The organism is Runella sp. R0.1_18 (assembly GCF_057652155.1).
In genome coordinates, this window is the sequence record NZ_JBYFCK010000037.1 from 1 (window position 1) to 26,597 (window position 26,597).

The 26,597-nt window shown below is 42.5% G+C and carries 21 protein-coding genes; 15 read left to right on the forward strand and 6 right to left on the reverse strand.

All coding sequences use genetic code 11. The features are described 5' to 3' along the window. From AC23P2_RS30005 to AC23P2_RS30035, 7 genes are all read left to right on the forward strand, one after another. Window positions 1–1,582, forward strand: a 1,582-nt coding sequence (locus AC23P2_RS30005) for a hypothetical protein (protein ID WP_487776614.1), incomplete at its 5' end; no start/stop codon positions are given. Window positions 1,583–2,525: 943 nt separating this feature from the next. After that, entirely contained in the window at window positions 2,526–3,401 is an 876-nt protein-coding gene (locus AC23P2_RS30010; RefSeq protein WP_487776615.1) for an Rpn family recombination-promoting nuclease/putative transposase, read from the forward strand. 403 nt (window positions 3,402–3,804) lie between these two features. Next, a complete protein-coding gene (locus tag AC23P2_RS30015; RefSeq protein ID WP_487776616.1) occupies window positions 3,805–5,688 on the forward strand; it encodes a heparinase II/III domain-containing protein in 1,884 nt (627 codons plus the stop codon). An 89-nt stretch (window positions 5,689–5,777) separates the two neighbouring features. Further along, the gene (locus AC23P2_RS30020; protein WP_487776617.1) at window positions 5,778–7,340 is read left to right on the forward strand and encodes a BNR-4 repeat-containing protein; all 1,563 of its coding nucleotides are present in this window, start codon (window positions 5,778–5,780) and stop codon (window positions 7,338–7,340) included. 300 nt (window positions 7,341–7,640) lie between these two features. Then, window positions 7,641–8,357, forward strand: coding sequence for a DUF3667 domain-containing protein (locus AC23P2_RS30025; RefSeq protein ID WP_487776618.1), 717 nt, complete (start codon window positions 7,641–7,643; stop codon window positions 8,355–8,357). Between the two features lie 915 nt (window positions 8,358–9,272). Beyond that, entirely contained in the window at window positions 9,273–9,968 is a 696-nt protein-coding gene (locus AC23P2_RS30030) for an SMI1/KNR4 family protein (protein ID WP_487776619.1), read from the forward strand. Window positions 9,969–10,432: 464 nt separating this feature from the next. Further along, window positions 10,433–10,885, forward strand: a complete 453-nt coding sequence (locus tag AC23P2_RS30035) for a carboxymuconolactone decarboxylase family protein (protein WP_487776620.1) — start codon at window positions 10,433–10,435, stop codon at window positions 10,883–10,885. 97 nt (window positions 10,886–10,982) lie between these two features. Here the strand turns inward: AC23P2_RS30035 and AC23P2_RS30040 are convergent, their stop codons facing one another. The 5 genes from AC23P2_RS30040 to AC23P2_RS30060 form a co-directional block, all read right to left on the reverse strand. Continuing rightward, window positions 10,983–11,207: a ferredoxin gene (locus tag AC23P2_RS30040; protein ID WP_122929396.1), complete on the reverse strand. Its 225-nt coding sequence runs from the start codon at window positions 11,205–11,207 to the stop codon at window positions 10,983–10,985. Beyond that, window positions 11,200–12,447: a peptidase U32 family protein gene (locus tag AC23P2_RS30045; protein WP_487776621.1), complete on the reverse strand. Its 1,248-nt coding sequence runs from the start codon at window positions 12,445–12,447 to the stop codon at window positions 11,200–11,202. Before AC23P2_RS30045 ends, AC23P2_RS30040 begins: the two co-directional genes overlap by 8 nt. 58 nt (window positions 12,448–12,505) lie before the next feature. Beyond that, window positions 12,506–13,768 carry a pepsin/retropepsin-like aspartic protease family protein gene (locus AC23P2_RS30050; RefSeq protein WP_487776622.1) on the reverse strand — a complete coding sequence of 421 codons (1,263 nt, stop codon included), beginning with the start codon at window positions 13,766–13,768 and terminating at the stop codon, window positions 12,506–12,508. A gap of 139 nt (window positions 13,769–13,907) precedes the next feature. Continuing rightward, a complete protein-coding gene (locus AC23P2_RS30055) occupies window positions 13,908–14,534 on the reverse strand; it encodes a response regulator transcription factor (protein WP_122929399.1) in 627 nt (208 codons plus the stop codon). Between the two features lie 28 nt (window positions 14,535–14,562). Then, entirely contained in the window at window positions 14,563–17,559 is a 2,997-nt protein-coding gene (locus AC23P2_RS30060) for a sensor histidine kinase (protein WP_487776623.1), read from the reverse strand. A gap of 312 nt (window positions 17,560–17,871) precedes the next feature. Between AC23P2_RS30060 and AC23P2_RS30065 the strand changes: the two genes are divergently transcribed. Continuing rightward, a complete protein-coding gene (locus AC23P2_RS30065; RefSeq protein ID WP_487776640.1) occupies window positions 17,872–19,119 on the forward strand; it encodes an NAD(P)/FAD-dependent oxidoreductase in 1,248 nt (415 codons plus the stop codon). Window positions 19,120–19,183: 64 nt separating this feature from the next. Here the strand turns inward: AC23P2_RS30065 and AC23P2_RS30070 are convergent, their stop codons facing one another. After that, entirely contained in the window at window positions 19,184–19,624 is a 441-nt protein-coding gene (locus tag AC23P2_RS30070; protein ID WP_164489829.1) for a DUF4890 domain-containing protein, read from the reverse strand. A gap of 369 nt (window positions 19,625–19,993) precedes the next feature. Here AC23P2_RS30070 and hisG point away from each other — a divergent pair, with 369 nt between their 5' ends. From hisG to AC23P2_RS30105, 7 genes are all read left to right on the forward strand, one after another. Next, a complete protein-coding gene (hisG, locus tag AC23P2_RS30075) occupies window positions 19,994–20,848 on the forward strand; it encodes an ATP phosphoribosyltransferase (RefSeq protein ID WP_028526385.1) in 855 nt (284 codons plus the stop codon). 28 nt (window positions 20,849–20,876) lie between these two features. Beyond that, entirely contained in the window at window positions 20,877–22,145 is a 1,269-nt protein-coding gene (gene hisD / locus AC23P2_RS30080) for a histidinol dehydrogenase (RefSeq protein ID WP_487776624.1), read from the forward strand. An 86-nt stretch (window positions 22,146–22,231) separates the two neighbouring features. Next, a complete protein-coding gene (locus tag AC23P2_RS30085) occupies window positions 22,232–23,530 on the forward strand; it encodes an AAA family ATPase (protein WP_487776625.1) in 1,299 nt (432 codons plus the stop codon). Beyond that, the gene (locus AC23P2_RS30090; RefSeq protein ID WP_487776626.1) at window positions 23,527–24,204 is read left to right on the forward strand and encodes a hypothetical protein; all 678 of its coding nucleotides are present in this window, start codon (window positions 23,527–23,529) and stop codon (window positions 24,202–24,204) included. The genes AC23P2_RS30085 and AC23P2_RS30090 overlap by 4 nt, the downstream gene beginning before the upstream one ends. Then, window positions 24,201–25,289 (forward strand): histidinol-phosphate transaminase, encoded by a 1,089-nt coding sequence (gene hisC / locus AC23P2_RS30095; RefSeq protein WP_487776627.1) that lies wholly within the window; start codon window positions 24,201–24,203, stop codon window positions 25,287–25,289. Before AC23P2_RS30090 ends, hisC begins: the two co-directional genes overlap by 4 nt. A 3-nt stretch (window positions 25,290–25,292) precedes the next feature. Beyond that, complete coding sequence (locus AC23P2_RS30100; protein ID WP_487776628.1) at window positions 25,293–26,009, forward strand: DUF1003 domain-containing protein; 717 nt, start codon at window positions 25,293–25,295, stop codon at window positions 26,007–26,009. Beyond that, complete coding sequence (locus tag AC23P2_RS30105; RefSeq protein WP_487776629.1) at window positions 26,006–26,536, forward strand: hypothetical protein; 531 nt, start codon at window positions 26,006–26,008, stop codon at window positions 26,534–26,536. Before AC23P2_RS30100 ends, AC23P2_RS30105 begins: the two co-directional genes overlap by 4 nt. The last annotated feature ends 61 nt before the right edge of the window (window positions 26,537–26,597 follow it).

A 26,597-nucleotide genomic window follows, 5' to 3' on the forward strand; every position in this document is an offset into this window, starting at 1 on the left:
CAAGTCCGATATTTCTTTAATCAACTCTTCCATAATCTCATCTATGCAAATAGCGTACCTAAACAGTTACGAAAATAGATTTGAAGTTGAAGGGAAATACTTCGATGTAAAACAATCATCCCGAGCAAAACAAAATTCTGATAATAAATTATTTATCGCGAAGGATAAGGAAGACGAATTGCTTGACCCACAAAAATGTGCTAATTTTTTAGATTACCAACTTGCAATAACGATATATCCTAATTCAAACGAATCTATCATTACAGATATATTTGGTAGGATTAACTCTGGTGGAAAACAATTAAGTCCTCAGGAAAAAAGACAAGCTGGTATGATTGACAATTTTTCAGATTTAATTAGAAAAATATCATCTGAAATCCGAGGAGATTCCTCAAAAGATTTACTTGAGTTATCTGATATGCCTGAGATTAGTATCGACTCTAATAGAGAAAACATTGGATATGGTCTAATTGCGGAAGATATTTTTTGGTGTAAAAATGGTGTTATCTGGAAAAAGCAATTAAGGGATAGTGAAGATGAAGAAATGATTGTTGATTTGGTAGCATCAATACTAAAAGATGAACCATTGGCAAAAAGTAGAGATTTGTTCAATAAAATTTATGATGAAACTTCTGATGCACATAAAGAATTAAATAAAGAATTAATTGTTTATGGTGCCGAAAGAATTACTCACGAAATAAAAGTAGTTTTTTCTATTTTAGAACAAATATTTGAATCGCAAGGTACAACGATTATAAATATTACCAATCCAAAGTCAAGGAATCCAGTCAAAGAATCATTTTATTCGATATTTATGGCTCTTTTCACTCTAATAGTAAAAGAAGAAAAGTCACCTGCTGAAAATGATAAAATTGTAAAAGCATTAAAAGACTTACAAAAGAAAATGACTTCAACTGCAAATTATTCTGTAACAGCAGACAGAGAAAAAAATATTAATCTTACTTATGGACTCATACGAAAATATTTTGTAAAGAAAGACCCTCCAGTTTTAAAGCACGGGGCAGGTTTGGCATTAGACTTTGAAAACTCAATTAGACGATCTAAAATTGAATCAAACAGATATGAATGTAAGCAAGGCTTTTTTGATTTGTCTCCAAAACGAAAACTAAACAACAAACTTTATATAGAAATAATTCAGACTATTTGTGGCATTGCAAATCTTGGTCCCGAGGAAGATGGTTTTCTTTTTATAGGAGTTGCAGACAAATTGAGTGATGCTGAAACTATAAAGAGATTAGACAAAATAGAATATAAAACAGTTAATGATAGACATATTGTCGGCATTGATAGAGAATTGAAAATTTTAGGGTGGACTTTAGATGATTATGTAAATAAAATTTTAGGAGAAATTGATAAGTCTGAATTGTCAGAACCTCTTAAAAGCCAAGTTAAGAGTCAAATTGATATTATAGATTACAAAGGGTTGTCCACAATAAGAATTCGAGTACCAAAACAAACAGAAATTTCATTCATTGGAAAGCAATCTTATATTCGAGAAAACTCAAAAACAATTGAAATGGACGCACCAAAACTATTATCAATTAGTAAAATGTTTAAATAACTGCCACTAATAACTAAGCATTCGTGGTGGCCGTAGGCCAAGCCATGAAGGCGCTGTTGAACGAAAGCTTCGGTAGCGGCGAGTGCTCACCAAACCTTTTTCTTTTGTTATGGAGTTGAGGAATACCGCCCCAGTCCTAACAAGTGGTTAATGGAACATTCTACCCTGCCTCAACCCCGAAAGCTTTCGGGATGGTGTATTGTCAGTTTTGGGTTCTAAAAACGACAGAAAACAAGCGATTTAGCCTAAATATTTTGTAAATTTGATAAAGAATTTAAGATTAAAAATATGTTCAACACAATTGAAATAGACAGAAGCAACCTGACAATAATGGGAGTTAAGTTTTCGGACAGGCAAAATATCACTCACAGAACTTGTCGCATTTGCCAAACAAAAAGCCCGATAGCGCGAGGCTTGGCCTCGTGATAACTATCGAAAGGCTTCTAGCCTTTTACGAAATGACTAGGCTTTAACCTACCAAAACGTTTTTGATCTCTCCTTCGTCGAGATGACAAAGTATTCGTCGAGATGACAAACCCAGATAGCGCAAGGCTTAGCCTCGTGATAACTATCGAAAGGCTTCTAGCCTTTTACGGAATGACTAGGCTTTAACCTACCAAAACGTTTTTGATCTCTCCTTCGTCGAGATGACAAAGTATTCGTCGAGATGACAAAACATTCGTCGAGATGACAAAGCATTCGTTGGGGTGACAAAGTATTCGTTGAGGTGACAAAACATTCCTCGGCGTGACAACTTTAACACTCTAGAAAAAGCTCGGGTTGTAAGCAACCCGATTCACAGTCCGCCCCTAACCTAAACCGCAACGACAAACCAAGAACGACACGCAAGTCGTAATTTTTCACCGCCACTTCTCCAAGCCGTAAAAGTCGGTAAATAAGCTCTCCATTTATAAATACCTTGATTTTTAAGTAACTTTGCTTCATGGAAGCATTATACACAGACGACCAAATATTCATTCCAATAATTTCGGACTACGGTTTCAAAGCTACATTTGGCAATGAGGCAAATACTCTTTTCTTGCGCAGGGCTTTACAAGCACTTATCAAGTCTGATACACCTATCAAAGAAGTCAAATTTGACAAAAACACCTTTGAAGGCATCACCCAAGACGGAAGAGGCGGTATTTTTGACTTGGCTTGTACTGACGAAAACGACAATCAGTTCATAGTAGAAATGCAGTACGGAGATGCACCATATTTTGTGCAGCGTATGAAGTTTTACGCTTTGCACAAGTTCAATGCAATGGTAAAACGTGGCAAATTCGACTACAGCTCGCTGACAAAAATCTACTGTGTAGCAATCTTGGCAAACAATATTCTGCTTTATGATGACTTCCACACACTTGCAAACCTGCGAAACGAAAAAGCAGAACTTTTTGACGACCAAATAACATTTGTTACAGTAGAATTAGATAAATTTACGTTACAAGAATCTGACTGTCAAACAGATTTACAAAAACTGATTTATACGATGAAAACGATACATACCGTAACCAAGCCGACCCAATTCCCTAAGTTTTGGGACGAAGAGTGGCTTAAAGTAGCTATTGACGAGTTAGACAGTCGTAAAATGACACCAGACGAAAAAGCGTCTTTGGAGATTCTGATTGCTCGTAGTGCCGAAGCTATTAAATCTGAAAGTAGAAAAATTAAAGAAGCAGAAGATAGAAAAGAGCTAAACGTCAAAACAAAAATTGTTACAAAAGCTTTATCAAAAGGTTTAGATAGTGAGACTATTGCTGATTTTGCTGACGTTTCGGTTGAATTTGTTCGTTCTGTTCAACGACAGCTCTCCTAGATAACGCAAGGCTTGGCCTCGTGATAACTATCGAAAGGCTTCTAGCCTTTTACGGAATGACTAGGCTTTAACCTACCAAAACGTTTTTGATCTCTCCTTCGTCGAGATGACAAAGTATTCGTTGAGGTGACAAAACATTCGTTAGGGTGACAAAGTATTCGTTGAGGTGACAAAACATTCCTCGGCGTGACAACTTTAACACTCTAGAAAAAGCTCGGGTTGTAAGCAACCCGATTCACAGTCCGACAAAGCTCGGGTTGTGAGCAACCCTTCTCACACCTCCCCAACAACGACAAACCAAGAAAGACACGCAAAATCCTTGTTTATTAGTCGTACCTTTGTCCTGCCTGTATTTAATCGTGTAAGAAGCCACGCAGCTTCGTTGTTTGTCGTTATTCCACCAATGAAAAAAACATCATTTCTACTCAGCTTTTTGGGCGTTTTGTGCCTGCATTTCACCCTTCAAGCACAACTAAAACATCTATCTTCGGCCACCAACGTGCCCGCACACCCGCGCATTATGCTGTTGAAAGGGGAAGAAAAGGAGATATTGAAAAACGTTTCGTCGGATAAGTACTGGGGAAACCTGCACCAAGCCATTCTAAGCGAGTGCGACAAAATGATTGGCCTAGAGCCGCTCCAAAGGATTCAGATTGGGCGGCGTTTGCTAGATAAATCTCGAGAGGCATTACGTCGCATTTTCTATTTGTCGTACGCCTATCGCACCACCCAAAACCCCACTTACCTGAAACGTGCCGAAACCGAACTGCTAAACGTGGCACAATTTTCGGACTGGAATCCCTCGCATTTTTTGGACGTGGGCGAAATGACCATGGCCGTGGCCATTGGATACGATTGGCTGTACCACGACCTCCAAAAAAGCTCTTTGCCCATTTTGCGGGAAGCCATTTTGAAAAAAGGCATTGAACCGTCGTTAGACCCCAAGTACAACAGCTGGCTGAAGGCGTCGCACAACTGGAACCAAGTGTGCAATGCGGGGATGACGTACGGCGCATTGGCGATTTTTGAAGATAAACCCGAGTTCGCCAAACAAATCATCGACCGCGCCATCGAATCCATCAAACTCCCCATGGAAGACTACAACCCCGACGGTGCTTACCCCGAAGGGTACAGCTATTGGGGCTACGGAACAAGCTTTAACGTGCTGTTTTTGAGCGCTATCAACCGCGCGCTGGGCAGCGAATTTGGGTTGTCGCGAGGGCGTGGTTTTTTGAATACGGGCAGCTATATACAACAGATGGTAGGAACGTCGGGCAAAACCTTCAACTACTCCGATGCGGGGAGTGGCTCGGGTGGATTAAATCCTACCTTGTGCTGGTTTGCAGAACGTACCAACGAAACCTCTTTGTTGTTTTTACAGAAAAAAGCGTTTGAAAATTTATCCCCTTCCGTCACCAAAGACCGTATTCTTCCTGCGGCGTTGATTTGGGGAAAAAGCCTAAAAATAAGCGCCGCCCCCGCACCAAACACCTTGACTTGGGTTGGACAAGGTAAAAACCCCGTGGCGTTGATGCGCACGTCGTGGACCGACCCAAATGCGATTTACGTGGGACTAAAGGCGGGCTCACCGTCGGTCAACCACGCTCACATGGACATTGGGTCGTTTGTGATGGATGCCTTAGGCGAGCGCTGGAGTATGGACTTTGGAATGCAGGAATATGAGTCGTTGGAGTCCAAAGGAGTAAAGCTATGGGGACGCGAACAAGAGGCCGAACGCTGGCAGGTATATCGCTACAACAATTTGGCACACAGCACCTTGGCTTTCGACAATGGTTTTCAGTTAGTGGACGGTTACGCCCGAATCACTAACCAAACCCAACGTCCTGTGTTTTTGAGTGCTACTACAGATATGACATCCGTGTATCGAAATGCGGTAGCGGTAGCCAAGCGCGGAATCGCCATTATAGACCAAAAATACGTGGTAGTAAAAGACGAAATCACCAGCTCCGACAAACCCACCGTGGTTCGCTGGGCCATGCTCACCCCTGCCGAAGTGCGCCTAGGTACCAATGGTAGTGCCGAATTGTACCAAAATGGCAAGCGCCTGCAACTGAAAGTAACCGAACCTGCCTCAGTCACCCTGAAAACGTGGTCAACCCAACCGACGCACGATTATGATGCGCCCAACCCTGGTACGACGCTGGTGGGTTTTGAATTAACATTACCCTCCAATAGTTCCCAAATCATTAATGTTCAGCTCATTCCCGAGGGAATTTCGGTGAATGAAGATGCTAAAATTCCGTCGTTGAAAGACTGGCGACGATAGATATTCTCCACCTTCCCGAAAGTTTTAAATTTGTCACCTCGACGAAGGAGAGGTCTAAAACATTCGAGAAACTCAAACCCTCACCTCCAATGAAAAAGAACTTTCTTTACGCCATCACATTGGCGTCCTACCAGCTTCTTAGCGCAGCAACGGTACAAGCGCAAACCCTCAACCAAACCGACGACGGTTTTCGCGGGATTTGGTACCATATTGGTAAGTTGGACAATGAGTACGTCCACAAATACAGCGGCGGACTCGGGACTTACCCCTCCAATCACAACCCTTTTGCGGTGTATAGTCCAGAGGTAAACAAAACGTTTTTTTGTTACGGCGGAGCTTCCAAAGCGCCCAAACCTAGCCTTCTGCACGAAGTGGCCTTTTACGACCACCAAACGGGGCTCGTTTCCCGACCCACCATTGTACTCGACAAAGCCACCGACGACGCCCACGACAATCCCGTGCTGAACATCGACGCCCAAGGCTACATTTGGGTGTTTTCGACTTCCCACGGGGTAGAGCGCCCATCGTACCTTCACCGTAGTCGCAAGCCGTATGACATCAGCGCTTTTGATAAAATAGAGGCCACTTTTGTGAAAAATGGCCAAGAAACGCCCTTCAATAACTTTTCTTACCTGCAAAGCTATTACCAAAAAGGCCAAGGTTTTTTCCATTTGATGACGCATTATGAGCGAGGTGTGCTGAAGTACGGAGCTAAAAAACCGCGCCGTACGATTGGCTATCTTACGAGCAAAGACGGCGTAAAGTGGTCGGAGATTAATAATCTGGGCGTGATTCAAGAAGGGCATTATCAGACCAGTGGGCAGTGGAAAAACAAAATAGGCACCTCGTTCAACATGCACCCCGATACCGAAAAAGGGGCTGGACTGGACTATCGCACCAACTTGTATTACGTTGAAACCAAGGACTTTGGCAAGTCATGGCAAAACGCGCAAGGGAAAAACATGACACTCCCGTTGGCGACCACTGCCAACGACGCTTTGGTCAAAGAGTATCAATCATTGGGGTTAAACGTATATATCAACGACGTGGCTCATACCGCCAAAGGCCACCCCGTCATTTTGTACGTCACCAGTAAAGGCCCCGACCCAGGCCCAACCCAAGGCCCCCATACGTGGCAGGTGGCGGCATGGAACGGCAAAACGTGGGAGATTTACCCCGTAGCTACCTCCGACCACAACTACGACATGGGCTCGCTGTACATTGATTCCCAAGGTGTTTGGACAATCATTGGCCCCTTAGAAGTTGGCCCTCAGCCGTTTGGGACAGGCGGAGAAATAAGTGCGTGGGTGAGTAAAAATCAGGGAAAAACGTGGAAAAAACAGGTTTCATTAACGAAGAACAGCGCCTTCAATCACTCATACGTGCGCCGACCGCTCCACGCCCACCCCGATTTCTACGCTTTTTGGGCCGATGGTCACGCGCGACAGCCGTCGGAATCGTCGTTGTATTTCGCTAATCAGAAGGGGGAAGTATTTCGCCTGCCCCGTCAGATGACCACAGAAATGGCCAAGCCCGAACGTGTTTTTAAAAACAAAAACGCCTTCCCGAAAATTTTGAATTTGTCACTTCGACGAAGGAGAAGCCCACACCTATTTGACAAACTTTTGCAGAACTTAGACAGTTCGTCTTGAAATAAACTAATCTTTGGGATATATTTACAAAGCGACATAGACATCCGCTTTTTCTCCCTCATTAGCCTTCTAATTAATTTGGGATTGAACACTGTGCTTGGCATCATATTCCCCATGAAACGGACGAACTTTGGGGATTTTTGCAGGAATGAGAAATGTTTACAATACAGAAAGTAGGTGCACGAAAAGTACAACGCAAACCTAAAATTGTTAAGTGCAAAACTGTCTCATATTTGAGAGTTAATAGAATTTAGCAAAACTGTCATTAAATAAATTGACCTAATTTTAAGACAATAAAAAATGAATTGCAAAAACTGTAACACCGAAATAAATTCAAAATTTTGCCCAAACTGTGGACAACCAGCAAGTCTTAAAAGAATTGACGGACATTATATAATTCACGAAATTGAACACATTCTACATTTTGAACGTGGAATTTTATATACAATTAGAGAGCTTATTACAAATCCAGGTAAAAATATAAGAACTTATCTTTCAGAAAACAGAAGCCGCCTTGTAAAACCAGTAATTTTTATTATTATAACTTCTTTAATTTATACTCTGACAAGTCATTTTTTTCATATTAAAGAAGAATTGATAAACTTTGAAGTTTCAGATGAATCAGCTATTGGAAATATTTTAAAATGGCTACAGGAACATTACGGATACACAAGTATATTGACGGGGGTATTTATTGCAATTTGGCTAAAAATATTTTTCAAAAAGTATGAATATAACTTTTATGAGTTGCTCATTATGTTATGTTTTGTACAAGGAATTTCAATGTTAATTTTTGCCATTTTTTCATTTTTAGAAGGTATTACTCATTTCAAATTATTAAGTTTTGCAGGAATACTCGGAGTTATTTATATGACTTGGGCAATAGGAAACTTCTTTGAAGAAAGAAAATTAGGAAATTATGCAAAAGCATTGCTTGCGTTTTTTTTGGGAACGATGACATTCTACATTATTGTCTTTGTAATCGGAATATCAATCGACATGCTAACAAAGAATTAAAAAAAAGTAAGTATTAGGCTTGACATTATTTAAACACATAGACTTTAAAAAATTTAACTTTTCTATTTTGTACAAGCATTGAAGACTACAGCATTACCAGTAGGTTTTATCTTAGTAATAACTACCTTGTAGTGAATGACAATTTATTGCGTAAATACGATTCATCTAACATGTATTACCTCAATAAAGTATGGTGAGTAATACCCGATAGCGCGAGGCTCTGCCTCGTGATGATTATCGAAAAGCTTCTAGCCCCTTGTGAAAGAGCTAGGCCAGAAGCCTTTCAATAGCCAGCACGAGCGAGGACGCTCGCGCCATCAAACGTGCAAAGGGTTGCTCACAACCTGCCCAATAGCAGCTTTTGTTACCTCAACAAACCCTTTGTCACTTCGACGAAGGCTTTGTCACCTCGACGAAGGAGAGGCCTACCACCTATTCGACAAACTTTTCAGAACTTAGACAGTTCGTCTTGAAATCAACTAATCTTTGGTATATATTTACAAAATAGCATCCGCATCTAGGTTGAACGCATTAAAAAAAGGAGCCTCAGCGAGGCTAAATCTTAGTAGAAAAAAAGGGGTAAAGGCCATCTAAAAGCCCCATCGGGGTGACATCTTTCACCGAACGTCGACCGCCCCGATGAGGATTTGGGGTGGATTTGATTCATTTTTCTACTAAGATGTAGCTCCTCTGGAGCAATCAATAGCCAATCTATATTTTAATGCGTTCAGCCTAATGTACATCCGCGTTTTCTCCCTCATTAGCTTTCTAATTAATTTGGAGTTGAACACTGTGCTTGGCGTCATATTTCCCATGAAACGGACGAATTTTTGGGGTTTTCGAAGAATACAGAAAGTACGGCAAAACTTTTGGATATTGGGGAGTTAGCATACATATTAAAATGACAATTAAATAATGGATAATCAATTGGACAGTATAAAAGACAAACTTGAACGACTTCGACAATTGGATACTAATTTGGAGGTTTTTGGTTCTGAAAAACACAAATATATTCTTAACCCAACTCTACCGACAGACACAATAAAGAAGTTTGAAGCCAACCATAAAATCAAACTACCGACTGAATATGTTGCATTTTTAACAACCCTTGGAAATGGCGGTACTGGGCCTTTTTATGGACTTGAAACTTTAGAAAATACAACTTTTAACGACTTGAACTATATACGTAAGGACAATTTGTTAAATCCAAGCAAACCTTTTTTACATACGGATGCTTGGAATATGGAATTTGAACCGACAGTAAGTAAAGTCGAAAATGGAGAAGAGTATAATAGACAATATAAAGAATTTACAGACTTGTACTTTGACAGCAAACATACAAATGGAGTTATTGCAATTTGTAATTACGGCTGTGGAATAACTTTATATTTAGTAGTAAATGGACAAGAACACGGTAATATTTGGACAGACGACAGGGTAAATGATGGAGGAATTTATCCAACAATTCAGCTCGGAGAAAAAGCTAAAATAACTTTTTTAGATTGGTATGAGTTATGGTTAGATAACGAAATTTCTGAAACAATAACGAAATCTCACACAACGAAAAAACCAGAAGTTGGGACAACTAAACCTTGGTGGAAGCTTTGGTAGTACGAAAAAAATACGTCTGCCAATAACTAAGGTTTCGTAGTGGCTGAAAGCCAAGCGATGAAATAGATGGGGGACGCCCAGTGTTGAACGAAACTTGGGCGGGCGGCCAGTCTAGCGGTGAGTGTCCACCAAACCCTTTTGTTTTATGATAGAGTTATCGTCTAGCTGGCAACTACACACCGATAGCGCGAGGCTCTGCCTCGTGATGATTATCGAAAGGCTTCCAGCCGTTTGTGAAAGTGCTAGGCCAGAAGCCTTTCAATAGCCAGCACGAGCGGGGACGCTCGCGCCATCAAAGTGACCAATTTAGCACTTTCGAGAAAGGTCGGGTTGTGAGCAACCCTCCTCACACCTCCCGAATATTTGAGCAAAATCCGTATGAGGCTTCTTTCTTAAACCAGTTTAAGTTTTTCCACTTCCTTATCCTCCAATTTTGCACTGAACAATTTTAAAAGAATATTACAATGCAAAAGCGATTAAACATCAAGGAAGTTGCTCCAAACGCCCTAAAAGCGATGATTGGTTTAGAAACCTATCTTTCAAAGTGTTCTATATCTAAGTCAACCAAAGAACTTATAAAAATCCGCGCTTCACAAGTCAACGGTTGTGCATATTGTATCAATATTCACACTCAAGACGCAATTAAAAATGGTGAAACAAATCAGCGTATTTTTCTATTGAATGCCTGGAGAGAAGCTGAGGGCATTTTTACGGAAGAAGAAAAAGTAGTGTTGGCAATAACGGAAGAGATAACATTAATCCATCAAAATGGGTTATCTGACGAAACTTATTCAAACGCTTTACAATTTTTTAGCGAAACCCAAATCGCAGATATTATAACAACCGTCATTACCATTAATCTTTGGAACAGGGTTATATTAAGCACCCACCTACTGATAGGGCAAAGTCTTGCATAAGGCTATTGTAGAAAATCGCAAGTTTTAAGCCCCCGATAGCGCGAGGCCCTGCCTCGTGCTATCGAATCGGGTTGTGAGGAACCCACCTCACGAAAAATTACTGCAAAATCTGAATCACATTGACGGGGCAGGCAGCGGCGGCTTGTTGGTTTTGAGGAAGTTCATCTTCCGAAAGCGAAATTTGATAAATCCCTTTTTTCTCTTTCGCCCCCAACAACACCGCTTTCCCGTCTTTTTTCGACATGCGCCAGCGCTCAAAGGCAATTTCTACGCAGGCATTGCAGCCAATGCAGCGGTTTCGGTAATGAAAGACTTTAAACATCGCTGCTAACCACCTTATAAAGTTTGTCCGAAGGTCTAATTTTTTCAGGAACCCGAATCGCTACCGTATTTCCTTTACTAGCTTTATCGACAGAAGCTCCCGTATCGAGGCGAATTTCTTCCACCGTAGTTTCTACGTAACCCGTGGTAGGCCCCGTCACAATCAACTTATCGCCGACTTTAACATCGTGACTTTCAAGCACAAACTCCCCTACTCCTACTCGCTCAAAATACTTCACGCCCTTGCCAATGTACAGTTTTTTCTGCGTGGCTACTGAACCGTATTGGTTGCTCCATTCGCCCATTTTACGGCCGAGGTAGTACCCATCCCAAAAACCACGATTATAAACCGTCGTAAGGCGTTCTTTCCAATCCGTTATTTTTTCGGGGGTATAGGTGCCGTTTTCGATGGCGTCCACGGCTTCGCGGTAGCACTGTGTCGTGGTATAAACATAGTCAGCTGCGCGGCCCCGTCCCTCAATCTTGAGTACACTCACGCCTGCATCAATGATTTTGTCCAAAAAGTCGATGGTACACAAGTCTTTGGCCGACATAATGTACTCATTATCAATCTTTAGTTCGATACCTTCTTCGTCGGTCACTACGTACTCGCGGCGACAATTTTGAATACACGCCCCACGGTTGGCGGAAGCATTGTGGGAATGCAAACTCAAATAACATTTACCCGACACCGCCATGCAAAGGGCACCGTGCGCAAAAATTTCTACCTGCACCAAATTGCCCGAAGGCCCCGTGATTTGGTTTCGCTCAATGGCCTTTACCATGTCACCTACTTGCTTGAGGGTAAGCTCGCGGGCCATCACGACCACATCGGCGTAGTCGGCATACAGCTCCACGGTTTCGATGTTTGTGATGTTTGATTGGGTTGAAATGTGCAATTCCATTCCTTTCTTACGACAGTAATTCATCACCGCCAAATCAGAAGCAATAACCGCCGTAATGCCCGCCTCCTTGGCTTGGTCGATGATACGACGCATGAGCGAAATGTCATGGTCGTAGATAATCGTATTGAGCGTAATGTAGCTTTTTACGTTGTTTTCTTTACAAACACGCGCCACTTCAGGAAGGTCTTCGACGGTAAAATTGTTGGTTTGGCGCGCCCGCATGTTGAGCTGTTCAACGCCAAAATACACCGAATTAGCCCCCGCTTTGATGCCTGCCATCATCGATTCCCACGAACCCGCAGGGGCCATTATTTCGATAGTCTGCTTCGTTGCCATTGGTCAAAAAAAGAAATAGTACAAATCGACCACAAAGGTAACGTTTTTGTCGGAACCGTTAAATCACCCGTCTGAGCGCAAACTCGGCTACAACGAGGCGTCCGTTCCGCCGTACGACGAGTTGAACCTCCTTGCCTTCTTTTTGTTGTAACGTTCGATAAATCTCTGAAAGTGAGAGCGTTTCTACTGGTTCGTGATTAACCAATAGCAGCTGATCTCCTAGCTGTAATCCTGCTTGGTGAGCGGGGGAATTTTGGGTAATACTTTCGATAAAATAGTGACGAAAATCATTTCCTTTGGCCCGAAGGTCGATGCCGCTCATGTCATGCTCAAATTTTTGATTAAACCACCGACGAACGGGCTTGAGTACAATGTAGCCTTCTTCGTAATTGAACGTTACCTTAAAACGTCGCAAAAACTCTCCTCCGAGGTTTCCTTGGCGTTGCGGGGCTTTCGGCGACAGTTTGATTCCCAACGAACTACTATCAGGGAAAGTCGCTAGTACGTCGTTGAGTTCATACTGGCCAATGCGGACTTTGGACAAGCGCCCAATGTGTCCGTTAATTTCGCCCCCCAACCCTACTCCCAACTGCGCTTTGATGACTTTTTGGGGCAGTTGGAGGTGAGAAGCGGCGGTATTGAGCATCAAAGCGTGCCCTGCGCCCGTATCGAGCACCACCCGAATGGGCAACTCTTGGTTGTTGGAAACCACCGTCACGGCATCTAAGTAGGGTTTGGAGCGTTCGATGACAATGGGGAGTTTACTTCCCTTGCGGGCCGTATATTTATACTTCGACGGAACCGTCAGCGTCAGTTCTTGGGTTTGAAAATCAATGGTGACAACAAACTTGCTAAAAAGTTCATAGCCAAAAATACCGTGAATCTGCGTGCCCACCAATTCGGACAATCGAAGCACGTCGTCGTCCAGTACGACGATGGTTTGTTTCAGCCCCCGCATTTGCCCCATCGTAAAGGTATTCCCGATGGTAACGTCAGCGCTGATGGGCTGCCCTCCGCCAATGCCTTCAATGGCCATTTTTCGTACCGACTTCATCCCGAGTCGGTGGGCAACCTCTTTATTGGTAAGCATCATGGAGCTAACCCCCGTATCCAGAATAAAACGCAAGGTATCGGAGGCATTAATTTTGACGGGCACAACAATCAAATTGGAATGCAATTCAAACGGAATGTGGGCTACGTTTTTTCTACGAATAAGGTGAAAACCGTGGATTTCTTCTTCTTTCTTGAGAGTTCTGGCCAAACCACTGATACTCTGCACCAACAGTACACAACAAAGCAGGTAATAAGCGATAGATTTCATGGAAAGGAGGTTTTTTGGTGAACGAAACTTGGCTGTAATCTTTCCCATGAAATTACACAAAAAACAAAATCGGCGCATCCCCCCAAAATGGTGTTTTTTGGAAAAATGCCCCGATTTTTATCCCCTAAAAAGGGTGATTTTATATCAATTTGTCTTTGACCGCTTTTTTCAGCGCTTCCGTTTTGTTGGTGACGTGTAGTTTTTGATAAATATTCCGAATGTGTGTTTTGACGGTTTCAACACTGATAAACAATTCATCCGCAATCGAATGATACGTTTTTCCTTTGGCCAACAAGGTCAACACGTCGGTTTCACGGTCGGAAAGCGGGGAATTGAGGTTTCGTTGAAACGATTTCACCACCAACGACGCAATCTTAGAACTCATCGGTGCACCACCAGTGAGTACCTCGTCGATGGCGTTCAAAAGGCGAATGTGGTCGGTGTCTTTTGTCAAATAACCCGAAGCACCCGCACACAAGGCTTCAAAGACAAGTTTGCTGTCTTCGTGGACGCTAATCACCAAAATTGTGGTAGAAGGACGCTCTCGCAAGATCCGTTTGATGCCTTCAATGCCGTGCATTCCTGGCAGTTCTAGGTCAATCAAAACCAGCTCAGGCGCGTCTTTTCGCAGGTTTTTCAAGGCATCCATGCAGTTGGTATAGGTATTCACAACCCTAAATCGCTGCTGACTGCCGATGATAAGCGCTAAGCCATCTTTGACCGCTTCGTTGTCTTCAATGACTGTAATTTTTGTAACGTTATTCATTATACGTTTTTGTTTAGGCCCCCTATTTCTACCGAATTTTGGGGGAGGCTGTTTTAGTAGGAATCGTACCCGTCAGTGTTAGCGATGTTCCCGAAGGAGAACGGGGCGCAATCACAAGCGAGCAATGAATTTTTTCGGCACGTTGGCGCATGTTATTAAGCCCTTTGTGATAGCCGTCAGTAGGAAAAACAATCCCACAACCATCGTCGTCCAAAGAGAAAGAAACGTTGCGCCCCTGAAGGGTTGCACAAAAGTAGATATTTTGACATTGTGCATGTTTAATACAGTTGGTTAAAGCTTCTTTAAAAATCATAATAACCTGAATACTCCAACCAGGCGGTAAGGTTACATTTTCGAGCTCAAAAGGTATGGTAGTGTTGGAATGAAACCGTATGGTGGTGTCCTGAAGAAGGTTTTCGCCAAAGTCTTTGATGTACAAAACAAGCTCTTTGACGAGGTTGCTTTCGGGGTCAATCGCCCAAATAAAGTCTTTGGTATCCCGAAATAACCGCACCACATTTTTCTCAATTTCGCCCACAATTCTTTTTTCTTCGTTGCCCGTTTCTCTGCTTTCATACCTAAGTTTAAGAACACTCGACTGCATCCGAATCGCCGCAAGTCGATTGCCTAGTTCGTCATGAAAATCTTGGGCCAACTGCACCCGAATGGCCGCCTCGGCTTCTTGCTTGAGCTTTTCATAGGCCAACACCCGCCGCGTACGGTACTGAATATAAAGCTGTTGGGCTAAGCCTACTGATGCAATCAAAAGGCTAATCATCAAGGCAATAAACCAAGAACGCTGATAAAAAGGCGGCACAATCTCAAAGGCATACACCGCCGTTTCTCCCCAGCGATTATCCCCCAAAGATGCACGAACTTTGAACCGATATTTGCCTGGGTTCAGATGCGAGTAAACAACACTGGTCTGCTCCGTAGGACCCAGCCACGCTTCATCCTCACCTTCGAGTTGGTATTGGTACCTGACAAGATCAGGGTGGCTATGATTAATAGATACAAAACTGATTTTAAGCTGATTACGGGTATGAGGGAGCGACAATTCATGGGGTACGTTATACCATGTATCTTTACTTTTGGCAAATCGAATCAGGTCAGTACTGTCAAACGGCGATTTCACTTCGGTAAAGTGGACTTTTGGGGTCGTTGGCAAACGGCGTGTTGGGTTTTCACGGTAATGAAAAATTCCTTTGATGGTGCCAATCCAAAAGTCACCGTTCGGGCTTACGTAAGCCGTATTGGCGTTGGTTTCACGGGCCGTAAATCCGTCGGTTTCGTTAAAGTGTCGAATAGAAGCAATGCGGAATTGTGCATCCAACGTCACAAGGTCAATTCCCCGCTCTGTACCTATCCAAAGCCGCCCTTTTGGGTCAAAACTCGTATTATAAATAAGGTTAGAACATAACCCTTGCTTGACGGTAAAAAAGCGTTTTTGTTTGGTTTTTGGGTCAAAAACAACCACCCCATCTTCAAAACTACCCAAGGCCAATAGCCCGTCGTGGCGCTGGGCCATACTCAACGCAGGAAATGAAGCAATTTCTTTATCATGCTGAAAATCAGAAACTTTACCGTTATAAACAACATTCAAACCCCTTGGCCCCGCCGTCAACAGCTCGCCCGATTGCAACAACAGCGTGCGTCTCACAAAACTGCCTTTTAGTCCTTCTTTGGAATGAAAATGCTGGAACGATTTTCCATCGTACAATAAAACACCATTTGAGGTGCTTATCCAAACGTCCTTCCCTTTACCTGCTTGCATAAACAGCGTAACGCCTTGGGTCGAGATATATTCGTCGAGGGGAAAATATGTCACCTTATCGGTTTGTACTTTATAAACCCCTGGGCCTGCCAATCCTACCCACACACTCCCCTCATTATCAACGGATAAGCAATTAACCCTTTTGTGTTGAAGGGGCGATGGAACGGGCAAAGGTCGGCTAGTTTTAGTATCAACGACGTCTAGTCCCCCGTCAAAATAACTCACCCACAGCCTCCCCGCAGGCGACAAAGCCAAGGACGAAATTGTGTTCCCGTGTAAGCCAGTTTGTACATTAAGGCTCGTAAAGGCAGGGTTGGTGAACTTATAAACGCCGTCGCCGTCGGTGGTAAACCAAAGATTACCTTCACGGTCTTCAAGCAGTCCACGAACCATAAAGTTAGAAAAGCCATTGTCGGCATTAAACCGCAGGATATTTCCTTGCTGATACCGCAATGCTCCCATCGACAGCCCCATCCAAATACTACCATCCGAGGCTTCAGTCATTTCGTGAACAATGTCATTGCTAATGGGCGTCAGTCCCGAAGGTGTTTTTGCATTTGTGGTAAAAACACCTTCGTCAGTACCTAGCCAAATAAGCCCTTGATTATCAAAGAGAATACTTCGTAGTACCAACGCTGGAGAAAAATTATAGCGGCGAAATAATCCTTTAGGAGTCACCTCAAAAATCTCTCCACTGTAGGTCGAAACCATGAGTTTTCCGTCGGGAGTGACCGACATATCACTAAAAAAAGAGGGTCGGTCGGAGCTATTTTTTTTCAAAAATTGCAGACTGTCCCCCAGTAGCAAACCCAATTGACTAGCGTTACAAATCGCATAGACATTTCCTTTGGTATCGCCAATGACCGACGAAACGGTGTAGGGCTCGCGGTCTGATGTCCGTACGGGGCGGGTACGTTGTCCATCGTAAATCGATAATCCAAAAGGCGTCCCCATGTACATGGTACCCTTGGTGTCGATTTCGAGCGATAAAATATTGTTGGCGGGCAAGTTATCTTCTTTTCGGTAGGTCGTAAAATGTTTTCCATCAAAGCGCGAAAGACCGCCCCCCCGAGTTGAAAGCCAAATATAGCCCAAGCGGTCTTGTTCGATGTCGGTGACTTGCGACTGTCCCAACCCCGAAAAGATGTCGTAGTGCTGAAAATGATACACCTGCGCTACGGACGTGCGCACCACCCACATGACCAACAAGAGCCCAATCCGTCCCTTGGTCCACCTTTGTTTCCCTATCATTTCATGACTGAAATTTTATAAAATGAAGTGTACAAAAATACGTTTTTTTTTGTTTTCCCTACATTTTTGTCATTCCGTTCACTTTTGTCGTTCCGAGCTCTGTCATTCCGACGTTAGGAGGAATCCATATCGGCGAAGGTTACGTGGTAATAGCCCTCTGCTCCAGTAGCCTAGTTTTACCGTTGGGGTGACAAAAATTTTTAAAGTCAATATTTCATTAAAAGTCGTCAAAAAACCTCCATCGTTCTATTGGTACATATTGTAATTTTGGCCATTGAACTTGACAAAGCTAAAATCAAAAATATCCAAACTATGAGCAACATTACGATTGTAGGCGGAGGCGTAAGTGGCCTTTTTTCGGCCTACTATCTTCAGCAAGCAGGCCACAAAGTCGCTATAATTGAACAGGGCAACTTCAGCGACGGCTGTTCGTTTGGTAACGCGGGCATGATTGTACCGAGCCACATCGTACCCTTGGCCCAACCTGGCATGATTTCCAAAGGGCTTCGCTGGATGCTCAAGTCAACAAGTCCATTTTACGTCAAACCAAGATTGAGCTGGGACCTAATGCGTTGGGGGATGTTGTTTTGGAAACATTCGACCGAAGAACACGTACAGCGCTCTATTCCAGTATTGAGAGACATGAGTTTGTTGAGTAAACAGTTGTTTCAAGAGCTCGCCGCTACCAACGAGGTGGACTTTGGGTGGCACGAGCGCGGGTTGTTGATGTTGTATAAAAACGCCGATACTGAACACGAAATGGCCGAAGAAGCCGCGATTGCCAACAAAGCAGGCATTGTAGCCGAAGTGCTCGACGGACGCCAAGTACAAAATCTTGAACCCGACGTGAAAGTGGACGTACGCGGGGGAGTCTATTACCCAGGCGATGCACACATTACCCCTAATTTGCTCATCAAAAATTTGGTTGGCTATCTCCGAGCCAGAGGCGTCGCTTTCCACGAAAACCAAGAAGTAGCAGATTTTGAGAAAAGTGGAAAAAAAATAACGGCTGTCTTAACCCGCACTGAAAAATTTGAAGTAGAAGAATTGGTGATAGCCGCAGGGGCGTGGTCGCCTGTATTGAGTGATAAGTTGGGTATTTCGTTGCCCCTTCAAGGTGGGAAAGGTTACAGTTTTATGCTAAAAAATAAAACCAACAATATCCACGTCCCAGCCATTATGTTGGAAGCACGCGCCACCGCCACACCGATGGGCAGCGATTTGCGTTTTGCGGGGACGCTCGAAGTAGCGGGAACGGATTTGAGTATAAATATGAACCGAGTGCGGGGAATTGTGCAGGGAATCAATAATTATTACCCCGAAATTGAAGTACAACTCCCTGAAAAAGAAAAAGTTTGGAGCGGATTACGTCCGTGTTCCCCCGACGGAATTCCGTACGTAGGTCGAGTCGAGCATTTTGATAACCTTACCCTCGCCACGGGCCACGGAATGATGGGAATTAGCCTGGGACCTGCCACAGGTAAGCTGGTGTCGGAGATTGTGACCCACGAACCTACCAGTATGAATATGCAACCTTTTGCACCGTTACGTTTTTCTTAGCAGTACAACCTCCCGAAAGTTCAAAACTTTCGGGAGGTTGAAACTTTCGGGAGGTTGTAGCCAATTAGTTATTTGAGTGCGGCATTGATTTTTTCTTCTCCAAATAAAGCGCCCATTGCTCGGGGGTCAATATTTTTTGATACTTAGCTTCGCGTTCGGTCCACCACGTATCTACCAATTTACGAATATCTTGCAACTCTTGCTGCGTAGGACGGGTATTAGCGTGGGTTTTCATAAACGCCTCTTGATAGTCCATCATACGCAAGCAATAATCCAAATTCACCGTTTCGACCGAAATCTCTTGGTCTTCGTTTAATTTCAGTTTTTTCTTCATCCATTTGGTTTGGTCTTCGGCCATTTTGTCTGAAGTAAGCGCCTTTGGAGGTGGATTCGGCGTTTGAGGAAGTCGGCCACCATAGCCTCCTCGCCCGTAGCCGCCATATCCATACTGCGCCATTGAACTAACACTTACAAATAGCAGCGCAACGAGAAAAAAAAGCTTCATGTTCATCGTAATCGTTTTTATAAAAAGTGACTGATAAAGTACTTGCATCAATTTATTTCCAAAAATAAATCGAAAAAACAAGCCCACCACATTTCTTGCACAATTTCTCAAAATGGAGAGTTTTTAAACTGCTACTGTCTTTTTTTGTACAAATCCTTGACAATCCTGCCTGACCGTCCTACATTTGTGGCATCAATTTGTACAATTCTTCGTGAAAACACAGAGCTACGCCTTTTTTCGACATCGTCACTTCCACGCCTGCGGGCGAGCGTAGAACCTTTTATGTAAGTTTTTCACATTTTTCAATGGTCTCGTGGTTGTCTTGAAGACGAAATGGAACCTACACCCACTGTTAAACACAAACAATTCATGTTACGTATTGCCATTCAAAAATCGGGACGTTTGAGCGACGATTCCATTAAGTTATTTAAAGAATGTGGTATCCGTTTTGAAAGCGGTTCGACGGGTAAACTCAAGTCTCTTTCGACCAACTTTCCTGCGGAGTTTCTTTTTCTTCGCGACGATGATATACCAGGTTACGTGGAAGACGGCGTGGCTGACTTGGGTATTGTGGGCGAAAACGTGCTCGTTGAGTCGAGTAAAAACGTACGTGTCGTTCACCAATTAGGCTTCTCAAAATGCCGCCTCTCGTTGGCGATTCCGCGCAGTACGCAGTGGAACGGTGTTCAAGACCTTCAGGGACGCGGTATTGCGACTTCTTATCCACGGATTTTAGGAAATTATCTCCAAGAACACGGCGTAAAAGCTGAAATCCACGAAATCAGTGGTTCGGTCGAAATCGCGCCAAGTATCGGTTTGGCCGATGCTGTTTGTGACATTGTTAGCTCAGGGAGCACACTTTTGAGCAATGGTTTGAAAGAAGTAGAAGTAATTTTCAAATCAGAGGCTGTGTTGATAGGAAGCCAGCAATTATCGAACGAAAAACAAGTAATTTTGGAAAGCCTCTTGTTCCGAATCAATGCCGTCCAAGCAGCACAAAGCAACAAATACATTGTTCTTAATAGTCCCGTTGAAGCCATTGACCAAATTGCGGCTTTGCTTCCAGGCATGAAAGCCCCCACCGTAGTACCTTTGAAAACGGAAGGTTGGGTGTCGTTGCATTCGGTGATTAATGAAAACGATTTTTGGACCAACATCGTCAAAATCCGCGAAGCAGGCGCTGAGGGAATCTTGGTTATTCCGATTGAAAAGATGATTTATTAACAAGTTTCAAAACGAGTTATCTGTCACTATGCAAATTATTCCTTTTCCTAAAAAATCAGATTGGCCTGCTTTATTGGCACGACCAACGCAAAGCATTGCCAATATTGAGAAAGCTGTAGCGCCCATTTTGGAGAAAGTCCGTACTGAAGGCGACGCCGCCATTCGTGCATTGACTTTGCAGTTTGATAAAATAAAACTTGGGGAGATTGCCATGCCCCAAGCCACCATCGACGCTGCCGATGCAGCACTCTCGGAAGAGTTGAAGGCGGCGATTCGGCAAGCGTACCAAAACATTCGCACTTTTCACGAGGCGCAACACCAACCTGTGCAGAAAATCGAGACGATGCCAGGCGTTACATGTTGGCGTAAAAGCGTGGGCATTGACAAGGTGGGTTTGTATATTCCAGGTGGGTCGGCACCCTTGTTTAGTACGGTACTCATGTTGGGCGTCCCTGCCCAATTGGCAGGCTGCCGTGAAGTCGTTCTATGTACGCCAAGCGATCACCCTGCTATCTTGTACGCGGCTCAGTTGGTGGGAGTAACAAAGATATTTCGGGTAGGTGGAGCACAAGCCATTGCGGCGATGGCCTACGGAACAGAGTCAGTGCCGAAGGTGTATAAAATCTTTGGCCCAGGCAACCAATACGTGACAGCGGCAAAAATGTTGTTGGCCAAAGAAGGCGTTGCAATAGACATGCCTGCGGGGCCATCGGAGGTAGCAGTATATGCCGATGCTACAGCTTTACCGTCGTTTGTTGCGGCCGATTTATTGTCGCAAGCCGAGCACGGTGCCGACAGCCAAGTGTTGTTAGTCTCGACGGACAAGAAGTTTTTAGCTGCGGTTAATCTTACTTTATCGACCCAACTGGAAGCCTTACCTCGGAAAGAATTAGCCCGTCAAGCGATTGAAAACAGTAAGGCGATTTTGGTCGAAACCCAAGAAGAAGCCATTGAACTTCTCAACGAATACGCTGCGGAACACTTGATTTTGAGCGTCGAAAATGCCGAAGCGGTTAGCGAACAGATTTATAACGCTGGCTCGATTTTTTTAGGAAATTATACGCCCGAATCTTGCGGAGACTATGCGTCGGGTACTAACCATACCTTGCCAACCAATGGTCACGCGCGGGCGTACAGCGGGGTATCGTTGGATAGTTTTGTAAAAAAGATTACGGTTCAGCACATTACCCCCGAAGGGCTTAAAGAACTTGGCCCAACCGTGGAAGCCATGGCCGAAGCCGAATCTCTTCAAGCGCACAAACGCGCCGTGAGTCTGCGATTGAGTAGTTTGAAGTAATGCAATGAATTTTACCTCTTTAAAGTTCGTTGCTATCAATAAAATGGCGGCGGACTTTAAAGTAAAATTTCTAAGACAAAAGTACTATGGAAGAAATCTTTGTTACCAAACTTCGTATCAACAAGGTTCGTCATTTATACAACCTTGAAATCCCGCTATCAGATACCGAGCGTAAACATTTGATTTTGACGGGTAAAAATGGCAGTGGGAAAACGAGTGTTTTGGAGGGAATTATAACATTTATTAAAAATATTCAATCAGAAACCAATATTGATTCTGCGCTACAAAATGAAAATACATTTAATGACTTTTTAAATACTATTGCTAACGCTAAAAAAGAACTTGCTGACAAAATCAACCAAAAGCCTCAAGAGGTTAGACGAATTAAAGATGTTGTAATAGAGGATATGCAGTTAGACGCCACAATTGATAGTGTTGCTCCAGTCCAAATTATATCAAATTTAAACGGCAAAATAGGTATCAAATATAACTTTTTTGAAGCAATGAGGTTTCAAGAATTTTTTATCATTAAGTACTTTAAAGCTAAAAGAGATTTTCAGCCAGTTGAATCATTAGGTCCACAAAAGATAGAATCTAAAAGTGGAATATTAGAAGATGTTAATCAAAATTTTGTTAGATTACTCGTTAATTTAAGATTTGACCTATTAGACTTAAAAGATAGAGGCAACTTTAATGAAGCAAAGAAAATTGAAGAATGGATGGAGAGATTTGAAGGCATATTAAAAAAGATATTTGAAGACCAAAATTTAAGTCTAATTTTTGATCGTTCAAATTTCAATTTTAATATTTTCAGTAAACATAAAAGCCATTTTAATCTTAATCAGTTATCAGATGGATACGCATCATTTATATCTATTGTTTCAGAATTAATAATGCGCATGGGTGTTAAAAATACAGAATTTAAAAATGTTTATGACCTTCAAGGTATCGTTCTCATTGACGAAATAGAAACTCATTTACATATTGATTTACAGAAAAAAATCCTCCCATTTTTGACCACTTTCTTTCCCAAAATCCAATTTATCGTCACTACACACTCTCCATTTGTGCTTAGTTCGATTGATAATGCCGTGATTTATGATTTAGAAAAACAAGAAAGAGTAGAAAATTTGTCGGCCTATTCATATACAAATATTGTAAAAGGCTATTTTGAAGCAGATGAATACTCTCAAGAAGTAAAGGAGAAAATTAAAGAATATGAAAAGCTAGTTGAAAAATCAAAGCATGATACTGGATTACTTACGCTGGAAGAAAAAGAAAAATACTATGATTTGAAAAGGTATTTTGAACAATTACCGAAAACACTTTCTCCCGAATTACAACTTAAAATTCAACAACTAGAGTTATCCCGATTGGCCCAATGATAAACGTAGAAAAGTCGCAGCCCGCACCACTATGTTTAGCAGAGGAAGCGAAAAAGAAAAAAGGAGATTATAAATGTGGGGAAGTGGTAACCATCATTTCGAGAGACTTTAATAACAAATGTTATATATGCGAAACAAAAGCTCCAACAACCATTAATGTAGAACATTTTCGCCCCCATAAAGGCAACAAAGCGTTATTATTTGACTGGAATAACCTATTTTTTGCCTGCGGCCACTGCAATAATACCAAACTTTCGAAGCAACAATATGATAACATTTTAGATTGTACAGATTCGAGCCTACAAATTGTTAACGTTATCGAGCACATTTTCGACCCTCTTAAATCTGATTCTCCAGATTTTAAACCCCTTACTGAAAGTGATTCAGTTAAAAATACAGTGATACTTTTGGAGGAAGTGTATGATGGAAAAACAGTAGTAAAAAAAATAGAGGCAAGAAATATTATACAACAACTTACTGAGGAGCTGAATAAATTTGTCCACTATGCTACAGGATTTCTCACATCGGAAGAAGAGCCGCAGAAAAAACGAGACTTCCACGAATTAATTGTCGCAAAGTTGAAAGCAGATACAGCCTTTACTGGCTTTAAAATATGGGTGATTAAATCAAGCCCGAAGTTATTACAAGAATTTAGACAATACCTACCACAATGACATTTGATTTAGCTTCGATTCTGCGTCCACACATTTTAAATTTGGTACCGTATTCTTCAGCCCGCGATGAATATACGGGCAAAGAAGGAATATTTTTGGATGCCAACGAAAATCCCTACCAGTCGGTGAATGGGCAGCAGTGGAACCGCTACCCTGACCCTTACCAATGGGCTATTAAGGAAAAACTCGCTCCTATCAAAGGGGTTCGTCCTAGTCAAATATTCTTAGGAAATGGCTCCGACGAACCAATTGATTTGCTCGTTCGCGCCACTTGTACTCCACGCGAAGATAATATTCTCATCATGCCTCCTACCTATGGCATGTACCAAGTAAGTGCCGATATAAACGACGTGCCTGTTATCAAAGTACCTCTGACGCCTGATTTTCAAATTGATACCCAAAAGGTATTGGCGGCAGTCACTCCCAAGACTAAAATCATTTGGATTTGTTCGCCCAACAATCCCAGCGGAAACTTGGTACAGCGCGAAGCTATTTTGACCATTTTAACCCATTTTTCAGGTTTGGTCGTGGTAGATGAAGCTTATATTGATTTTGCTGAACTTCCCGAAAGTTTAGAACTTTCGGGAAGTTCAACGGTCTCTTTCACCAAAGAATTAGACAACTATCCCAATCTAATCGTTCTTCAAACGTTTTCTAAAGCATGGGGCTTGGCCTCGTTGCGGCTTGGGATGTGCTTTGCGTCAGAAGAAATCATCAAAGTATTGAATAAAATTAAGCCCCCTTACAACCTCAGCGGAGCTACTCAAGCGATTTTACTGGAAGCATTGGATTTCGTAGAAACCAAAAATCAACTGGTGAAAGAAATTTTGGTGGAAAGAGAGAGGTTAGCACAGGAGTTGGTTGTCATACCTACTGTAAAGCATATTTATCCCTCAGATGCCAACTTCTTGTTGGTGAAATTTGAGAAAGCCAAGCAAATTTTTGATGACCTAATTGACCAAAAAATCATTGTTCGCGACCGCTCAAAAGTAACGCTTTGTGAAGATTGTCTGCGTATTACGGTCGGAACGACCGAAGAAAACAATGTACTTTTAAATGCGTTAAAAACACTAAGCGAACACTAATCCATGGAAGAGTTTATCAGTGATGTCTCAAACCAAACGTTTCCAATTACAGACAAAGTAGTGGGAGGATACATTACGGGCACACTGTTCGACTTTATCCGCTTGGAGTACCCCAATTTCACAAAAGATAGTAACCTATCTATCAACGAATTAAATAGCTTTCGACAAAAATATATCTCTAGCTGTTTGTTGAAAGACGGCGAAAAACTTTCGAAGCTCAAAAAAGATTTTTCAAAGTCGCTTCATAAGTTACAGAGTCTCACCAAAACAGTGGAAGAGACCGATTTTTCTGACTTAACTTTTGGACAACGTGTTGCCGATAAAGTAGCTACTTTTGGTGGTAGTTGGACATTTATCATTTCCTTTGCTTTTTTTATCACTGTATGGATATGCCTTAATATATGGGTACTAGCTGCCAAACCATTTGACCCATATCCATTTATTTTGTTAAACTTGCTGCTGTCGTGTTTGGCAGCTTTACAAGCTCCCGTCATTATGATGAGCCAAAATCGGCAGGAGGAAAAAGACCGCGAGCGCGCAAAAAAAGACTTTTTAATCAACCTAAAGTCTGAATTAGAAATTAGGTTATTACACGAAAAAGTCGATCATTTGATTATGCACCAACAGCAAGATTTGCTTGAAATTCAGAAAATTCAAGTTGAAATGATGGACAGCATAATCCAAAAAATAGAAAAAATCAACAAAACATCAAACCCATGAAAAAAGTCATCTTCACGTTCTTTTTTATTCAATGTGTCGTATTTGCCTCCCAAGCACAGTACAACAATTGGGCCATTGGATTTCAATTAGTTGAACCTTCTGGATTGAACCTTCGAAAGTACTACGGTGACAATAAGGCATTGGATGTATCTTTTGGAACGTACGGGCTTTTTTATGGTCGCGACCGCAAATACCGTAAAGGTTTTTACCAAAATGCAGGATTTTCTCTGCGTGTAAACCACCTTTGGCACACGGCTTTGTTTAGAAAAGAACAATTGAGAGCTTACTACGGGTTTGGGGGACAAATCAACTCCCGCCGTTATTATTTCGATTCGCGGAATGCGCCTGGTACCAAAGAATTTACCAACTCCATTTCACTGGGTGGCTCAGGGTTGGCAGGTACCGAATATTTTGTTTCCAATAGCCCCTTATCATGTTTCTTAGAAGCAGGGGCGTACGTTGAACTGGTTCCAGGAATATTTTTTGTTCATCCTCAGGCTAGTTTGGGGGTAAGGTTTAATTTCTAATCTCCGTCTGACTATCGTCTGACGGGGTCACCTTGGTCAGACGATAGTCAGGCCAAAAGTT

Bases quoted from the DNA above. Each gene is read 5' to 3' on its own strand.
- hisC (WP_487776627.1), top strand. From the start codon at position 24,201: ATGACATTTGATTTAGCTTCGATTCTGCGTCCACACATTTTAAATTTG.
- AC23P2_RS30025 (WP_487776618.1), top strand. From the start codon at position 7,641: ATGAATTGCAAAAACTGTAACACCGAAATAAATTCAAAATTTTGCCCA.
- AC23P2_RS30090 (WP_487776626.1), top strand. From the start codon at position 23,527: ATGATAAACGTAGAAAAGTCGCAGCCCGCACCACTATGTTTAGCAGAG.
- AC23P2_RS30040 (WP_122929396.1), bottom strand. From the start codon at position 11,207: ATGTTTAAAGTCTTTCATTACCGAAACCGCTGCATTGGCTGCAATGCC.
- AC23P2_RS30045 (WP_487776621.1), bottom strand. From the start codon at position 12,447: ATGGCAACGAAGCAGACTATCGAAATAATGGCCCCTGCGGGTTCGTGG.
- AC23P2_RS30100 (WP_487776628.1), top strand. From the start codon at position 25,293: ATGGAAGAGTTTATCAGTGATGTCTCAAACCAAACGTTTCCAATTACA.
- AC23P2_RS30030 (WP_487776619.1), top strand. From the start codon at position 9,273: ATGGATAATCAATTGGACAGTATAAAAGACAAACTTGAACGACTTCGA.
- AC23P2_RS30035 (WP_487776620.1), top strand. From the start codon at position 10,433: ATGCAAAAGCGATTAAACATCAAGGAAGTTGCTCCAAACGCCCTAAAA.
- AC23P2_RS30015 (WP_487776616.1), top strand. From the start codon at position 3,805: ATGAAAAAAACATCATTTCTACTCAGCTTTTTGGGCGTTTTGTGCCTG.
- hisG (WP_028526385.1), top strand. From the start codon at position 19,994: ATGTTACGTATTGCCATTCAAAAATCGGGACGTTTGAGCGACGATTCC.
- AC23P2_RS30060 (WP_487776623.1), bottom strand. From the start codon at position 17,559: ATGATAGGGAAACAAAGGTGGACCAAGGGACGGATTGGGCTCTTGTTG.
- AC23P2_RS30105 (WP_487776629.1), top strand. From the start codon at position 26,006: ATGAAAAAAGTCATCTTCACGTTCTTTTTTATTCAATGTGTCGTATTT.
- AC23P2_RS30065 (WP_487776640.1), top strand. From the start codon at position 17,872: ATGAGCAACATTACGATTGTAGGCGGAGGCGTAAGTGGCCTTTTTTCG.
- AC23P2_RS30020 (WP_487776617.1), top strand. From the start codon at position 5,778: ATGAAAAAGAACTTTCTTTACGCCATCACATTGGCGTCCTACCAGCTT.
- AC23P2_RS30010 (WP_487776615.1), top strand. From the start codon at position 2,526: ATGGAAGCATTATACACAGACGACCAAATATTCATTCCAATAATTTCG.
- hisD (WP_487776624.1), top strand. From the start codon at position 20,877: ATGCAAATTATTCCTTTTCCTAAAAAATCAGATTGGCCTGCTTTATTG.
- AC23P2_RS30070 (WP_164489829.1), bottom strand. From the start codon at position 19,624: ATGAAGCTTTTTTTTCTCGTTGCGCTGCTATTTGTAAGTGTTAGTTCA.
- AC23P2_RS30085 (WP_487776625.1), top strand. From the start codon at position 22,232: ATGGAAGAAATCTTTGTTACCAAACTTCGTATCAACAAGGTTCGTCAT.
- AC23P2_RS30055 (WP_122929399.1), bottom strand. From the start codon at position 14,534: ATGAATAACGTTACAAAAATTACAGTCATTGAAGACAACGAAGCGGTC.
- AC23P2_RS30050 (WP_487776622.1), bottom strand. From the start codon at position 13,768: ATGAAATCTATCGCTTATTACCTGCTTTGTTGTGTACTGTTGGTGCAG.